15 protein-coding genes and 2 pseudogenes are annotated in these 16718 nt (G+C 38.5%); 2 read left to right on the plus strand and 15 right to left on the minus strand.

All coding sequences use genetic code 11. The features are described from left to right. The first annotated feature begins 162 nt into the window (after positions 1-162). The gene (locus V757_RS21060) at positions 163-3006 is read left to right on the plus strand and encodes a valine--tRNA ligase (protein ID WP_023950819.1); all 2844 of its coding nucleotides are present in this window, start codon (positions 163-165) and stop codon (positions 3004-3006) included. 94 nt (positions 3007-3100) lie between these two features. Here V757_RS21060 and V757_RS21065 read toward each other — a convergent pair whose 3' ends face one another. The 13 genes and pseudogenes from V757_RS21065 to V757_RS21120 all read right to left on the minus strand — a co-directional run bounded on the left by V757_RS21065 (position 3101) and on the right by V757_RS21120 (position 15170). Then, positions 3101-3376 (minus strand): hypothetical protein, encoded by a 276-nt coding sequence (locus tag V757_RS21065; RefSeq protein WP_023950821.1) that lies wholly within the window; start codon positions 3374-3376, stop codon positions 3101-3103. 34 nt (positions 3377-3410) lie between these two features. Further along, positions 3411-3605 (minus strand): (Na+)-NQR maturation NqrM, encoded by a 195-nt coding sequence (nqrM, locus tag V757_RS21070; RefSeq protein WP_023950823.1) that lies wholly within the window; start codon positions 3603-3605, stop codon positions 3411-3413. A gap of 314 nt (positions 3606-3919) precedes the next feature. Continuing rightward, the gene (locus V757_RS27545) at positions 3920-4273 is read right to left on the minus strand and encodes a DUF5339 family protein (protein ID WP_052019310.1); all 354 of its coding nucleotides are present in this window, start codon (positions 4271-4273) and stop codon (positions 3920-3922) included. 222 nt (positions 4274-4495) lie between these two features. Further along, positions 4496-5491, minus strand: coding sequence for an FAD:protein FMN transferase (locus V757_RS21075; RefSeq protein WP_218118014.1), 996 nt, complete (start codon positions 5489-5491; stop codon positions 4496-4498). A gap of 522 nt (positions 5492-6013) precedes the next feature. Continuing rightward, entirely contained in the window at positions 6014-7237 is a 1224-nt protein-coding gene (nqrF, locus tag V757_RS21080) for an NADH:ubiquinone reductase (Na(+)-transporting) subunit F (protein ID WP_023950827.1), read from the minus strand. Positions 7238-7249: 12 nt separating this feature from the next. After that, positions 7250-7846 (minus strand): NADH:ubiquinone reductase (Na(+)-transporting) subunit E, encoded by a 597-nt coding sequence (nqrE, locus tag V757_RS21085; protein WP_023950829.1) that lies wholly within the window; start codon positions 7844-7846, stop codon positions 7250-7252. Positions 7847-7848: 2 nt separating this feature from the next. Then, a complete protein-coding gene (locus tag V757_RS21090) occupies positions 7849-8475 on the minus strand; it encodes an NADH:ubiquinone reductase (Na(+)-transporting) subunit D (protein ID WP_023950831.1) in 627 nt (208 codons plus the stop codon). Continuing rightward, positions 8475-9242 carry a Na(+)-translocating NADH-quinone reductase subunit C gene (locus V757_RS21095; protein WP_023950832.1) on the minus strand — a complete coding sequence of 256 codons (768 nt, stop codon included), beginning with the start codon at positions 9240-9242 and terminating at the stop codon, positions 8475-8477. The genes V757_RS21090 and V757_RS21095 overlap by 1 nt, the downstream gene beginning before the upstream one ends. After that, on the minus strand, positions 9235-10470 hold the full coding sequence (locus V757_RS21100; protein ID WP_023950834.1) for an NADH:ubiquinone reductase (Na(+)-transporting) subunit B: 1236 nt from the start codon (positions 10468-10470) through the stop codon (positions 9235-9237). Before V757_RS21100 ends, V757_RS21095 begins: the two co-directional genes overlap by 8 nt. Positions 10471-10472: 2 nt before the next feature. Continuing rightward, positions 10473-11816: a Na(+)-translocating NADH-quinone reductase subunit A gene (locus V757_RS21105; RefSeq protein ID WP_023950836.1), complete on the minus strand. Its 1344-nt coding sequence runs from the start codon at positions 11814-11816 to the stop codon at positions 10473-10475. A gap of 333 nt (positions 11817-12149) precedes the next feature. Next, positions 12150-12681 (minus strand): annotated as a pseudogene (gene ppa, locus V757_RS21110) (inorganic diphosphatase). A 46-nt stretch (positions 12682-12727) separates the two neighbouring features. Beyond that, positions 12728-13993: pseudogene (locus V757_RS21115) on the minus strand (heme biosynthesis HemY N-terminal domain-containing protein); the annotation flags it as partial. A gap of 85 nt (positions 13994-14078) precedes the next feature. Continuing rightward, positions 14079-15170 carry a uroporphyrinogen-III C-methyltransferase gene (locus tag V757_RS21120; protein ID WP_023950838.1) on the minus strand — a complete coding sequence of 364 codons (1092 nt, stop codon included), beginning with the start codon at positions 15168-15170 and terminating at the stop codon, positions 14079-14081. On the opposite strand from V757_RS21120, the gene V757_RS28440 reads away from it, so the two are divergent. Further along, a complete protein-coding gene (locus V757_RS28440; RefSeq protein ID WP_147628857.1) occupies positions 15151-15333 on the plus strand; it encodes a hypothetical protein in 183 nt (60 codons plus the stop codon). The genes V757_RS21120 and V757_RS28440 overlap by 20 nt on opposite strands. On the opposite strand, the gene V757_RS21125 is transcribed toward V757_RS28440, so the two are convergent. Then, on the minus strand, positions 15299-16375 hold the full coding sequence (locus V757_RS21125) for a hypothetical protein (protein ID WP_023950840.1): 1077 nt from the start codon (positions 16373-16375) through the stop codon (positions 15299-15301). The genes V757_RS28440 and V757_RS21125 overlap by 35 nt on opposite strands. A gap of 148 nt (positions 16376-16523) precedes the next feature. Beyond that, positions 16524-16718, minus strand: a 195-nt coding sequence (locus tag V757_RS28910) for a hypothetical protein (RefSeq protein WP_218184493.1), incomplete at its 5' end; no start/stop codon positions are given.

Here is a 16718-nt window from a genome sequence, read left to right on the forward strand (position 1 = left end):
TGTACTTTTTATGCACAAAATAAACCGTAATTTTAGCATATAAGCAGATATTTATTTAAAGGTTTAACGCCTTAATAACTAAATCTAGCTTATAAATCCATTAAAATAATGGCTTTCATAAATACTTTATTCTCACTTATTAGCAAGAGTGCACACAACAGTATGACAACGGAATCAGTAGATAATCAGCAATTAGCTGCCAAATATGACCCTCAAAACATTGAATCTTTTTGGTATCAGCAATGGGAATCCCTTGGCGCATTCACAGCCGGTCAACATGTTCAGACCAATTCTCCCTTATCAGGCACGCCTTTTACCATTCAATTCCCTCCTCCAAATGTAACTGGAACCCTACATATGGGACATGCGTTTAACCAAACGATTATGGATGGTTTGGTTCGTTACCATCGTATGAATGGATGCGATACTGTTTTTGTTCCTGGTTCAGACCATGCAGGGATTGCCACACAAATTGTCGTGGAAAGACAACTGGATGCCCAAAATATTTCACGTCATGATTTAGGTCGAGAAGCATTCTTAAAAAAAGTTTGGGAATGGAAAGAATATTCTGGTGGTAGCATTCATCAACAAGTCCGTCGTCTAGGTAGCTCTGCTGATTGGAGTCGTGAATACTTCACCATGGATGAGCAAATGTCTGCTGGTGTCATTGAAACATTTGTTCGTCTGTATGAGCAAGGGCTTATTTACCGTGGCAAACGTTTAGTGAACTGGGATCCCGTCTTAGGAACGGCTGTTTCAGACTTAGAAGTGGAAAGTGTCGAAGAAGAAGGTAAACTTTGGCATATTCGCTATCCTTTAGCCACACCTGAGAGTGATTTAACACATCTTGTGGTAGCCACTACACGTCCTGAGACAATGCTTGGTGACGTAGCCGTTATGGTGCACCCAGAAGATGAACGTTACAAGCATTTAATTGGTAAAACTGTTATTCTTCCTTTAGTCAATCGTGAAATTCCAATTATTGCGGATGACTATGTTGATTTAAATTTTGGGACAGGTGTTGTAAAAGTTACGCCTGCTCATGACTTTAATGACTATCAAGTTGGCTTACGTCATCAATTGGAGATGATTAGTATTCTAAGTTTAGATGCTAAGATCAATGAAAATGCACCAAGTAACTATCAAGGTTTAGATCGTTTTGAGGCACGTAAACAAATTGTAGCTGATTTAGAAGCACTAAATTTATTAGCAGGAATTAAGCCCCATAAACTGATGGTTCCTAGAGGTGATCGTACTAAAACAGTCATTGAACCTATGCTAACTGATCAATGGTTTGTTGCTATGAGCAAACCTGCACCAGAGGGTACATTCAACCCTGGTAAATCAATCACGGAAATGGCATTAGAAGTCGTTAAAGATGGACGTGTCAGTTTCTATCCTGAGAACTGGACAAGCACTTATAACCAATGGTTAGAAAATATTCAAGACTGGTGTATTTCTCGTCAATTATGGTGGGGGCATCAAATTCCAGCTTGGTTTAGTGAAGATGGTCAAATCTTTGTCGCACGTAACGAAGCAGAAGCTAAGAAGAAAGCTGTCGCTGCAGGTGTTACGGGTGAATTAACACGTGACGAAGACGTTCTTGATACATGGTTCTCGTCAGCACTAGTTCCTTTTACCACAATGGGTTGGCCAAAAGTAACACCAGACTATCAACGCTATATGCCATCAAACGTATTAGTAACTGGCTTTGATATTATCTTTTTCTGGGTTGCTCGTATGATTATGATGAGCATGCACCTTACTGGACAAGTACCCTTCAAAGTTGTTTATGTACATGGCTTAATTTTAGATGCTCAAGGTCAAAAAATGAGTAAATCCAAAGGAAATACGCTTGACCCTGTAGATTTAATTGACGGTATTGCTCTTGAGCCTTTAGTTGCCAAACGTACGCAAGGTTTGATGAATCCTAAACAAGCCACAAAAATTGAAAAGGATACTCGTAAAGAGTTCCCTGAAGGCATTAACAGCTATGGTGCTGATGCACTACGTTTTACAATGGCTGCCTATGCCACACTTGGTCGTAACATGAACTTTGACCTCAAACGCTGCGAAGGTTATCGTAACTTCTGCAATAAGTTATGGAATGCTACACGCTTCGTGATGATGAACGTTGAAGGACATAATATTATTGAAGGCAAAGCAGAGTTATCATCTATTGATCAATGGATTATTAGCCAATACGAGCGTTTTGTCGCAGAAATTCATAAAGGCTTCCAAGAGTATCGTTTTGATAATATTGCTAATACCATTTATCGTTTTGTCTGGGACGAATACTGTGACTGGTATGTTGAATTAGCAAAAGTTCAATTACAAACAGGCACAGCAGAGCAACAGCTCGGAACACGTCGCACATTGATTCAAATACTGGAAGGTATTCTTCGTGTCGCACACCCTATTATTCCTTTTATCACAGAGGAACTATGGCAAAAAGTCGCTGTTCTTGCGGGCAAACGTAATTCCGCTGTTAGTAATGTTTTACTAAGCAATCAGGCTTACCCTCTCTTCCAAGAAGCCTTAATTAATACAGAAGCTGAAAATACGGTCGCCCAACTAAAACAAACAGTTGAGGCAATTCGTGCTTTACGTGGTGAGATGAATATTTCTCCTGCCGAAAAAGTGGGTATTTACATGGTGGGAGAATCGTCATTAGTCAATTTCCAAACACCATACATTATGGCATTAGGTAAAATTAATGAAGTTCAGCATGTTGAAAAGCTACCTGATATTGGCGCACCAAGCCAAATTATTGGGCATTGTGAACTCATGCTAAATATCAAAATTGATATTGAAGCTGAAACTGCTCGTTTGAATAAAGAGATTAAGCGTTTAGAAAGTGAAATTGCTAAAGCAAATGGCAAATTAACAAATGAAAACTTTGTACAAAAAGCGCCTGCTGCCGTCATTGAGCAAGAAAAACAACGTGTTATTGATTTCACTACACTATTAAACAAAGTGCAGGAGCAATTAAGTAAACTGAAATAATATCTTAGCAAAATTAGCTAATGGCTAAGTATAGCGAATTACTCATTCTCTATACTTAGCCATTTTTTTATCGTCTATTGATTTTAGGGGAAAGCTATTTAGCCAGTAATTTAACAATACCTTTAAGCGCTTCTCTACCTAGCACACACACGCCTGCCTGATAGTCCTCATCAACTTTACTAATATAGTCACGTACACTGGTGATTTTAGGTAATAACGCTTGCTTATCAGAAGGAACTATTTTGTACAACCCTTCTAGCTCACCTAAATAGGTTTCACACTCATCTGGTAATTTAGGCGTTGCACAGGCACCAAGCAATACACTTACACTTAATAGACTGAATAAAGAGATTTTCCTAGCATATCGCACTTTAGTTCACTCCTATTCAAAAACAAGCTAGCAATTAAAGTTTTTCATGTTTAATTAATTCTGCTTTTAAGGTATCACAAGGAACATCACAATCACAAACCTTCTGTAAGCCTAAAGACGAAATACCACCACAGCTACCTTTAATCGTACGTTTTTTGAAAATATAGCCTATTGCCATCGCCACAATAAGTAAAATAAAAAATACAAATGTAATCAAAAAAACTTTCATGGTTCAACCTTTTTTCTTCATTATGATGATTGTACCTATTCAATGCCCATTTATGCCAATCTTTAAAATTTTAAAGATAAAAATCCATAAAAACAAAACCTCTTGCTATTTGCAAGAGGTTTATTAACGCACTAGTTCTAGTGGGGCATTTTGGCTCGCAACTTTTCTTGTGTATGTCAAAAACCACCTATTGATCATTCTGGTTGAAAAGCAGCTCGCCGAAAGTAGCACTGTATCAATAGAAAAACCTCTTGCTATTTGCAAGAGGTTTATCCAAACAGATAGTACTTTTATCTATTTTTATAGGCTGAACCTTATTTAGGCATAGCTTGTTTAAGTGCTTCTTTTGCTTGGTTGCAAGCATTAGCTTGAACAGATTTATCACTAATAGTCGCAATTTGACTACGAGTTTGATCTAACATAGCTTTAAATTGAGCTTCAGCAGCTGGATTTTTAGCAATTAACCCTTCAACTTCTTTGATGTACTCTTCGCACTCTGGCGCAATATCAGCAGCAGCTGTTTTATTCTCAGCAGCAGGTGCTGCTGGAGCTGAAGCCGCTGGAGCTGCTGATTCTGCTGCTTTAGGTGCTTCTTTATTATCATCACCACAACCAGCTAAAGCTAAAGCAGACACAAGCGTTAACACAGTTAATATAGACTTTTTCATCGTCTTGACTCCTACAGTAAAAACTAAATAATAGTTATCAAATAACTAGAAGAAGTTTATAGGATTTTCATGACAATTCAATTAAACTCAAAGAGTTATACACACTATTACATTAGGTTATAAAGATTCAACTGAATATGATAATTTATATATTTGTCTTTACACAAAGAATATTTACTTCCCACTATAGATAATACATGACTCTTCAAATCTATATAAAAGTTATTTTTTGAGTAAATCAGTAAATGCTGAAGACATTTTGGTTACAAAACCATCTTTTGTGCTAATAATTAAAAATATCGCCAAGTGCTCTTTTTCAGCTATTTCCAATGCTTTATCTTCACCTTGGACAAATAACCCCGTTGATAGCCCATCTGCAGTCATCGTACTAGGATGAATAACCGTAATGGATGCCAGGTTATGGCTAATTGGTTCAAATTTTTTAGGATCAATAATGTGTGAAAGACGGTGCCCCTGAGCATCCACTTTAAAATTACGATAATTCCCCGATGTGGCCATAGCCAAATCTTTTAAACCAATCACTAATTGATTAGCTGAATGCTGGATCATATCAGGGTGCTCTATACCAATACTCCATGGATGATTACTTGCATTATGACCCTTAGCCCGTAACTCACCACCAATTTCAACTAGGTAATTCTTTATACCAATATTTTGTAAGTATTCAGCTAATGCATCGACACCATAACCTTTCGCAATAGACGATAAGTCTATATATACATCTTTTTGAGACTTCCCTAAGATATATTGCTTAGGGGAAGTTTCTTGTAGAGTTATCTTCTCTATCCCTACCTTTTTAATAGCATTTTTTATTTGTTCTTCTGTTGGAATTGTTTGCACAGTCTTATCTGGACCAAATCCCCATAGATTTACTAGAGGACCAACTGTAATATCAAGCCCTCCCATGGTTACTTTATTCAAACGAATCGCTTCTGCGACTACCGTAGCAAAATCAGCAGAAATTGGTTGATATACCCACGATGGAACTAAGTCTATGCCTTGACTAGTAGAAGAAGATAATGATTTATTTGTTGTATCTAATTGATTAAATTGACTTATCTCTGAATCAGGAATAAAAGTTGACATTGACTGATTCACATCGAGCAACCGTTGATCCAAGGCTTGCTTAATACGTTCTGGTGTAGGGATATTTTTCTCTTCCTCAATGAGATATTTAACGGTATAAGTCGTACCCATTGTTTTCCCCTCAATGGTTACTATTTCGGGCTTCTCCGAACCAGAACATGCACTGAGTACTGAAACGCATAGCACTATCATGAGTATTTTGGCAAGTCTAGGAACCACTTTCATCGTATTAACTTATGTTTGAGTCAAAAGACTACCATTATAGAAGATTTTATAAGTCTATTTCTGATGAAAGTTTAAGTATTTTTTTAATTATTTTTAATAACTACTGACTTATAGTAGACGTATTCTTGTGTGCCACATAGCACTATAAGGGAAAGGGTTTTAGCCGTAACTGGGGGGAGTGACGGGATACCGGCTGCCCATCTTGCGATGGACTTGTGGCTTCGTGACCGCTCACTCGCCTTTTTTATCACTTTGTGATTTGGTATCCCATCTAACTATTTTATTAGCCACCAAAGTCGTCTGATATCTTGATAATCCTCATAAAATCTTCGATTTTTATATACGCTCTCTTTGTTCGCTTATATCCCACCAGACTAGCTGGTGAGGAGGTTTACCCGGAATATCCTCTTAGCCGCCGAAGTCGTCTAAGAGGATATTCTCATCTTCGACGCCGAGGTCTTTCAACATTTTAATAACTGAAGCATTCATGATTGGAGGTCCACACATATAGAACTCACAATCTTCTGGTGCCTCGTGATTTTTAAGGTAGTTTTCATAAAGAACATTATGAATAAACCCAGTATATCCATCCCAATTATCACCTGGTTGTGGATCTGATAATGCCACATGCCATTCAAAATTATCATTTTCACGGGCTAGCATATCGAAATCTTCTACATAGAACATCTCTCTTCTAGAGCGTGCACCATACCAGAATGTAATCTTACGCTTAGTTTTCAAACGTTTTAATTGGTCAAAGATGTGTGAACGCATCGGCGCCATCCCTGCTCCACCACCAATGAATACCATTTCCGCATCCGTATCTTTAGCAAAAAACTCACCAAATGGACCAGAAATTGTCACTTTATCACCTGGTTTTAATGACCAAATATAAGACGACATTTGCCCTGGTGGTACATCTGGATCTTTAGGTGGTGGCGTTGCAATACGTACGTTAAGCATAATAATGCCCTTTTCTTCTGGGTAAGAAGCCATAGAATAAGCACGCACAATAGGCTCATCCACTGTAGAGACATAGCGCCATAAATTAAATTTGTCCCAGTCCTCATGATATTCTTCAGGAATATCAAAATCTTTGTAATAAACTGTGTGTGGAGGTGCTTCAATTTGAATATAACCACCCGCACGGAAAGGCACTTCCTCACCTTCAGGAATGGCTAATTTTAATTCTTTAATGAAAGTTGCCTTATTATCATTAGAGATAACAGTACACTCCCATTGTTTTACACCGAACACTTCTTCTGGAAGCTCAATATCTAAATTATTTTTTACGTTTACCTGGCATGACAAACGACAGCCCTCTTTGGCATCACGTTTATTAATATGTGAAAGCTCCGTAGGTAAAATATCCCCGCCACCACTTTTTACAATAACGCGACATTGACCACATGAGCCACCGCCACCACATGCCGATGAAACAAAAATACCCTTACTAGCTAAGGCACCTAATAATTTCCCTCCTGCAGGTAAACTAATAGATTTACTAGGGTCATGATTAATAGTAATAGTGACATTGCCACTACTCACTAATTTTGATTTAGCAAATAAAATAATCAATACCAACGCCAAGATCACCGCAGTGAACATGACAATACCTAAAATAATGTCCATCTGATGCTCTCCTTACAACTGAATACCAGAAAAAGACATAAAACCAAGTGCCATAAGTCCACCACTAATAAAAGTAATACCAAGCCCTTTTAAGCCCTTAGGGATATCGGCATATTTTAATTTTTCAGTAATACCCGCTAATGCCACAATCGCTAGCATCCAACCTAAACCAGCACCAGTACCATAAACAATAGATTCAACAAAGTTATAGTCACGTTGAACCATAAAAGAGACACCACCAAAGATAGCGCAGTTTACAGCAATCAGCGGCAAGAAAATACCTAGGGCATTGTATAAAGCAGGAAAGAACTTATCCAAAATCATTTCAAGAATTTGAACAATAGCGGCAATCACACCGATAAAGGTAATAAATTTTAAGAAACTCAAATCTACACCTTCAACTAATGCACCGTCCTTAAGAATAAGTGAATAGACTAGTTGATTAGCAGGTACAGAAATCGCCAACACCACCGTCACGGCGACACCAAGCCCAAATGCTGTTGTTACTTTTTTGGATACAGCTAAGAAAGTACACATTCCCAAGAAAAAGGAAAGTGCCATATTCTCAATAAAGATAGACTTAACAAAAATACTGATAAGGTTTTCCATGATTATTTCTCCGCCTGCTCTGGTTTCCATGTGCGTAATGCCCAGACCAACAGACCAATAATGAAAAAGGCACTCGGTGCTAATAAAAATAAGCCATTAGTTTGATACCATCCACCATTTTGAATAGTTTGAAAAATGGTAAAACCAAATAACTTACCAGACCCTAGCAATTCACGTATCGTAGCTACAATAACCAAAATACACCCATAGCCTAAACCGTTACCAATCCCATCTAAAAGACTTTCAAGCGGAGGCTCTTTCATAGCAAACGCCTCAGCACGCCCCATCACAATACAGTTAGTAATAATTAAACCAACAAAGACAGAGAGTTGCTTAGAAAGGTCAAATGCATATGCTTTTAAGACTTGATCCACGAGTGTCACAATAGAAGCAATTAAGGCTAATTGCACAATGATACGAATACTATTAGGGATATAGTGACGCATCATTGAAATAAACATACTCGAAAAACCTGTTACCAAGCTAACAGAGATAGCCATTACAACAGCTGTTTCTAGTTTTGTTGTTACCGCTAATGCAGAACATACACCAAGAACCTGTAAGGCAATTGGGTTATTTTCAACAATCGGTGAAGTTAATAAATACTTTAAACGCTTTGTATCTGCCATTATTGTGCCCCTGCTTTAATTTTATCTAAATAAGGACCATAACCATTTTGGCTGAACCAATATTTAAATGTATTATCCACACCTTTTGATGTCATGGAAGCTCCCGATAAAGCATCAACTCCATATTTGGTATCTGCCGATGCACCTTTACCAATATGAATAGCCACTTGCTTTTGATCGTTGTAAATTTGTTTACCGACAAACTTCTGCTGCCAAATAGGATTTGAAATCTCGCCACCTAAACCTGGCGTTTCACCGTGTTCATAATAAGTAATGCCATTAACAGTTGTACCATCAGTTTTTAAAGAAACTAATCCATACATCGTTGACCATAAACCATTACCTTTGATAGGTAAAATGACTTGATTAACCTTATTAGCCTCATCCTTAACCAAATAAACTTCGGCATAGTTAGCTCGACGCTGAATACCGGCAAAATCTTGTTCTTTAGGTATCGCCATACTTTGTTTAGGATCCTTGGCTGCAGCTTGCATATCAAACTGTTGAATGCCCTCAACGTATTCGCCTGTTTCTAGATTAACAATTTTTGGTTGAATACGCTCTGCATAAACTTTTGGAATATCCGTTTTTGCCTCTAACAGCCCTGCCACTCGTAAAATATTTTTTTGTTTATCTAATGCCTTTTGTGCATCTTGAGTATTTTTTAGCCCAACAGCCGCACCCGATACCACAATAGAGCACAATAAACTGACGGCTAATACTACCGCAACGGTGCCACCAAAACTATCTTTATTAAACTTAGCCATGACGAGCACTCCGACGTTTAATATTTGCTTTTACCACTAAGAAATCAAAAATTGGGGCAAATAAGTTAGCAAATAAAATTGCCAACATCATACCTTCAGGATACGCTGGATTCACCACACGTATGAGCACACACATCACGCCAATTAAAATACCGTACCACCATTTACCCACATTGGTAAATGAGGCAGAAACTGGATCAGTCGCCATAAAGAACATACCAATCGCAAAACCGCCTAATACAAGATGCCAATGCCATGGCATAGAGAACATAGGGTTTGTTTCAGAACCAATTGTATTGAATAAAAGAGACGTAGCAACCATACCAATCATGACACCTAAAACAATACGCCATGATGCAATACGTGCAAAAATGATAAATGCCCCACCAATTAATAGTGCTAAGGTCGAAACCTCGCCTATCGCACCCGGCATATTACCTAAGAAAGCATCCATCCATGAAATTGGTTGACCAGTAATCACATGCTTTAGCGCACCCTCACCACCATGAGCCCATTGTGATAACGCTGTTGCCCCTGAAAAACCATCCACAGCTGTCCATACTGTATCACCCGTCATATTCGCTGGATAAGCAAAGAATAAGAATGCACGCCCTGCTAAAGCTGGGTTCATAAAGTTTTTACCTACACCACCAAATACCTCTTTAGCGAACACTACACCAAATGTAATACCTAGCGCCGCTTGCCATAATGGAATGGTTGGGGGAAGAATCAAAGCAAATAAAATTGAGGTAACAAAAAAACCTTCATTAATTTCATGCTTGCGAATAATGGCAAATAATACTTCCCATAAACCACCAACAATAAACACTACCGCATAAATTGGTAAAAAGAAGATTGAACCAAGTGCCATCTTACTCATTACCCCAGCCTCTGCACTCATATCAATACCCATTGACTGAGCCAACGCATAGTGCCAGTTATGTGACACATTTTGCTCCAATAAGCCCGCGGCTTGTGTTAAGCCTAAAATTGCCTGATGTCCTACGTTATACATACCATAGAACATCGCTGGGAATAGCGCTAACCATACCAAGATCATCATGCGCTTAGAATCAAGCACATCACGCACATGTAATGCACGACGAGTTACATTGCCTTGTGTATACAGCGCTGTTGCGATAGCTTCATACACTACATACCAACGCTCTCTCTTACCACCGGGCGAAAAATCAGGTTCAATCTTTTCTAAATATTTTTTTAATCCCATGATTAACCTTCCTTCTCAATCGTCTCTAATGCTTTGCGTAGTAGAGGTCCGTATTCATACTTACCAGGACAGACAAAGCTACATAAAGCCAAATCCTCTTCATCTAATTCCAAACAACCTAAGGTTTGGGCACTATCCGTATCGCCAACGATAAGGTCACGCAATAATAACGTTGGTAATATATCCAATGGCATCACACGCTCATATGTACCAATCGGTACCATGGCTCGTTCACTCCCATGCATTGCTGTGGTGAATTTAAATAGTTTGTTTTTGAGAAAGTGACCAAAAGTAGTACGGGTAATTGTATATTTATCACTGCTTGGTTTAACCCAACCAATAAACTCTTTATCTCTACCCTCTTCGAGCACCGAAATCTGTAAATAGTAACGTCCTAAATAATCATGAGGACCTTCTGCCTTAGTACCATGCAAGACAGATCCCGCAATAATACGGTTGTCGCCTGAATTTAGCTCGCCAGCCACCAACTCTGAAATATGTGCACCGATCACTGTACGAATTAAGCGTGGCTTAGTCACTTGAGGACCCGCTAAAGCAATCACTCGTGTCGAATCTATCTCACCTGTTGTAAATAAATGACCAATGGCTATAACATCTTGGTAATTAATCGTCCAAACAATGTTGTTAAGATTAGCTGGATGAATAAAATGAATATGTGTGCCAGACAAGCCTGCAGGATGAACACCCGCAAACTCATGAACGTCCATATTGGCAATGGTTGGGGTTGGAATAGCGACCCCCGCCTTTTTACAGACATGCACTTTATTTTGTGTTAAACGACTAATGACTGTTAAACCTGCTACAAAATCATTTTCTCTCTCAGCGATAATCACCTGAGGATCAGCAGCAAGTGGATTAGTATCCATAGCATTCACAAAGATAGCGCTAGGATCGCTATCAATAGAGGGAACCTTGCTATAAGGTCTGGTACGAAAAGCCGTCCAAAGACCAGAGGCTACTAATTGACGACGAGCCTCATCATTAGCCATTTGAGAAAGTGCATCACTGGTATACTTTTCAAATAAAACCTGATCATTTCCTTGCGCAGCAATAACAACTGCTTGCAAAACCCTTTTTTCTCCACGAAGAATAGCTTTAATAGTACCTGCTACAGGTGCTGTATACACTACACCGGGATTTTTCTTGTCTTCAAAAAGCACTTGCCCTTTTTTAACAATATCGCCCTCTGCTACCTTCATTGAAGGACGCATACCCACATACTCTTCACCCAATATTGCAACTTCTGTGACCGTCTTAGTGCCAACTATCTTTTGCTCTGGGCTACCAGCGATAGGCAAATCTAGACCTTTTTTTATTCTAATCATGTGTAAATACTCTAATTAGATTAACAACACAATAATCGCATTTATAGCCATTATCTCAATAAATAACCCATAGATTTTACCTTAAAATTTTGTAAAAAAACTGTAAATTAGCATTCTAGCTGATGAATTCTTAAGGGACTAGAATGAGTATTCATCATGGCTTACCAAATAACTATTAATTGTGTCTAAAAGTATTTATTTATCAATCTGAAAACAAAAAAAAGACCAGTTTTGCTTTACACAAAACCAGTCTTTAATCATCAACGACTAGGACAAAGTTGTTTTTCTACATTCACACCTTTCTCAACAAGTCGTGAAGCATCCCAAATGTATTTAAGCTTTTTGGTAACGCTGTACGCTTGTTTGAATTTCTTCTTTAGCTGCGTCAGGACCTGCCCAACCAGTTACTTTAACCCATTTACCTTTTTCTAAATCTTTATAGTGTTCAAAGAAATGTTGTATTTGTTTTAATTCAACTTCAGGTAAATCATCAACAGATTTGATATTACTGTACACTGGGTATAATTTATCAACAGGAACAGCTAATAATTTCGCATCTTGACCTGCTTCATCTTCCATTTGTAAAACACCTAAAGCACGGCATTTAATCACTGAGCCGACTTGTACAGGGAAAGGTGTCTTAACCAACACGTCTACAGGATCACCGTCTAATGATAATGTTTGTGGAATATATCCATAGTTGCAAGGATAATGCATTGCTGTACAGCATAAAACGATCTACAAATACCGCCCCAGTCTCTTTATCCACTTCATATTTTACGGGATCAGAATTCATAGGAATTTCAATTACAACATTAAATTCTTCAGGTAGTTTTGAACCTGCAGGAACATTAGCTAAACTCATTTTTAGACCTTTATAAAAATAAATAAACAAAAATTATAATCTGTAATCAACGCTTAGAAGCAGAACTAGGTGTAATAGTTTCGACTTTATTTGCTAGCAAGTGATCATCATAATGTCGAGAATCTTTCACATCAGGAGGTGCTGGGTCATTACTAGTATCTGCCGCAGCTAGCACTGAAGATACACCTTCGCCAAGGACGGCTGTAGTATTAGATGCCAAACGCCAATGTGCCATCGCCTCTTGTGGACGTCCTTGTTTATCATTCAAAATACCTAACAAAGCATGTGCTTTTGATGATTCTTGAATGCTTAAACTTTTATTCAGGTAACGCTCTGCTTGTCCCCATAATTTCACCATCAAACAAAGTTGACCAAGTGCAATTAATAACTCTGGATTATTCTCATCAGCCGCTAACCACTGTTGTGCTTTATTCAACCGAGTATTAACCTCAGACTCTGGACATTTCACATAATGTGCTAATAATCGATTATCAAATTTCTGATTTAAAGCAACTTCTAAGACCTCACCCTCTTTAGCATAGTCTTCAAGATACTGATAACGTGTTGCCATCATTGAGGCAATATCAGGAATAGCTTTTTCAGTACGTGACAAGCTGTTATAGAATTTCTGAGCATCTTCAAAATCCGAATACGCAATATGTAAAGTACCATAATGCTCAACAAGAGTATTTAATTCATTATCACTGAGCACATTCTTATTATAAAGCTGACGTGCCACATCAAACATTTTGACTGTTTGATTGGTTTGACGATACGCTGACAACAATAATTGTTGAACGTAGGTATTTTTGCTATCAATGCTTTTAACAAACTCTAAGTGCTCAAGAGCAAGTACTCCTTGACCTTGCTGTAGTAGCAATTCGGCTTGAACAGTAGCCACAGCGGCTTGTAGTTTATTATTATCTTTACTCAAAATACGAGCTTCTTTTAGCAACTTATCTCGTTGCTCAAAATGCCCTAAATCATGCGCCGCCCTAGCCGCCGCCATACTAGCTAATATCTGACGATTATCATCTTTAGTATTATCAATAAGGCGCAATAAATTTTTCTCTGCCTTATCAGTTCTACCTTCCAATAGTTCAATCCAGCCCTTTTCTAATAAAGCGACATCTTTCACTTCACGACGTTTTTCTGACCATTTTGAAAAATATTTTGGCGCAGAAAACACTCTTACAATCAGTCTAAAAATAACATATAAAACGGCAAATAAAATAATCAACGAAATCAATGCCGTCAATAATGAAACCGTACGTCTCTCATCACCTGTAATAAGCATGACAGCACCGTTATAAGTCTTTAAAAAAGAATACGGCTAGAATGACTAAACCAAATAATATGAGTAATTTAATTAATGATCGCATGCTATTTTCCTTCTATTATTTGCCTAATTCACGAGCCACTTGCTCAAGTATTCTTTGTGTATGCGATAAAGCGGGCAACGTTGATTTGACAGAAACTGATTGTAGCTGCTTGGTTAATGCAACAGCCTGTTGAGTCGATTCAATATTGAGATTGTAATATGTCTCTAATTGGCGTCCGACCTTCGCTAATGCCTCTTGCCAAATACCCTCATCACGTTTTAATAACGCTTGTTGGGCAATACTTAACTGTAACGCTGTTTCCATTCTTTGCCTATTCACGTCATCTATTGATAGCAAAGCGGTATCTGGATTAGATAGTTTTTCAACTTTAACTAAGCCACCTAGATCAGAACGGATAGCATTATAAGCCTCAGCTGGTAGTTTCTGTACTTGATTAACCGCCTTGTCCAACCAAGTACTATCAGGTCCTTGCTCTGTATCTGGTACAGCCACTTTTTCAGGCTCATAGTTAGATGCGGTGCCTGAACTATTTTCTGCACTCACAAATGGCGCTACTTTTAACAATTTCTCAAGCTCTTGCGTCGCTTTATAGGTGCTATCTAAATCTACATCATTAGATGCATTAATCGCCGCCTCATCTTCCTCCACGGCTTGACGAACACCAGCCCAAACAGCTTCTGGTTGGTTAGCTACACTTGACTTAATCAATGCTAACGTTTGTAGCGTCTTGGTTTTACTAACCGTCACGGAGCGTTCAAAATCTGCCGCATTAAATAAACGAGTTACTTCAGTTAATAACGATTGTTGTGACTGATTAACTTTCGCTTCAGCAAGCTGCTGTTGTGCTTGCTTTTTAGTCATTTCAAGCTCTAAGGTAAGTTGTGCAATTTGTTTAGTTTGCTCTATAAAACGATCTTCTAGCGTTAATTTGTGCTCACTGGCGACTTCCTTGGCAGGCGCTTCTGCTTCATTAACGGTGGTAGAATCTGCTGAAGGCGTAGTGGATGTCGCTGAAGTTGACTCTGTTGAAGTAGTCTTGGTAGTTTGTGTCGAATTGCTACTTACTTCCGTACTAGATGCCTCTGTCGCTGTATCTACAGTTGCTGTTTCTACAGATGGATTGCTTGTGCCAGTAGCATTTGCCATGTCACCTGTACTTGTTGAAGCAGCTGTACTCGTGCTAGACGTATCTACAGACTCTTTAGTAGACTCTGCGATTACTTCTGTGTCTTTATTAGCGTCTGCCGATGCTTCTTTATTAGTCTCCGTCGCATCTACCCGTTGTAGTTATTTACTGCCACGCCAGTAGTTTCAGATGTTACAGTTGGTTCAGTACTAGTAGTAGTCCCTGTGGTAGAGTCTGTTACCATTGTTGCGTTCTCAGATGTCTCAGTGGCAGTACTAGGAACGGCTGAACTTGTTGCCGTACTTGATGATGTAGCACTTACTGATGGACTTGGTGTTTCCGATACTGTAGGTATCGAAGAAGAGCTTGTTGCTTCACTGCTTGTTGCTTCACTCTGCGTAGATTGACTAGGACTACTTTCTGATGAAGTGGATTGGTTAGCACTGCTTTCTGGTGGCGTAGATTGTAACTGGTCATAATAGTAATAACCGCCACCAGCCAAGGCAGCAAGTAACACCGTACCTAAAAATAGTTTTGATCCACCTTTACCCTTCGCTGATGAAGGAACAGAAGCACTTGTATTACCGTCTTGGCCCTGCTTTTGTTCTAAATCAGATTCCACAAAGGATTTATCTTCTTCTCTAATATCCACCCCACTCTCTGATGATTTATCCTCTGTCTCTACTTTTTCTTCTGTCTCTATTTTCTCATTTGTCACTTCAATAGTTTCCTCTTTTTTCAATTCATCTACAGACGATATGGACCCCGACAACTCTTGCCCTACCTCTTCTGTAACGTTAAGAATGACTTCTTGTTTTTCTTGATCTGGACTATCTTTTGTTTTCGTCATATCTACCCCATTATCCCCCTCATTGAGCACCTCTCCAGCAACAACGGGCTCTACGTTTTCATCAGACAAATCATAGAGTGCTTCTGTGACAATTTCAGTATTCTTAGGCTTATTAATTTCTTTCAGCGTAATACTCGGATTGATTGTCTGATGATTATTCTTGTCATGCTGAACTGATGATACAGTTTCTCCGATAATAGGATGACGTGTTTCTATTTGTTCTAAAACAGCAGGCTCTTCTACGCCATCTACTTGCTCAGCAAACTTAACGGTTTCTTCTTGGATACTAGAGGTATCCTGTGCCCCTTTTGACTGACTAGCATGATGTTGAGAATGCTTCCTTTTCCCTGTTCTAAATTTATTTCTTTGCGTCATATAAACCTCTCACAGTAATTGGATTAACTATACACATTTTACGATACAGGATGTGATGTTTTAAGGAATTTAGACAATATTTATCATAGATTATGTTAATTTTTCTAAAATATGATGGGCAATTAGATCATTATCAACTGGCACTACATCAATCAATAAATCCTCTTGCTTTAAGTGATACGGCATAATTTCTAATAAGCACTGCTGAAGCCTTTCTGCAATGCGTGGATGAAAAACAAAAAAATGATGACGAATTACGAATCTCTGCTAATGTTAGATTCTGAAAAATGGGGGCTAATTGATGAAATAAGGCTTGCACTCCTTCACCACTAGATAATAGCCA

The organism is Pelistega indica (assembly GCF_000506865.1).
Lineage (GTDB): Bacteria > Pseudomonadota > Gammaproteobacteria > Burkholderiales > Burkholderiaceae_B > Taylorella > Taylorella indica.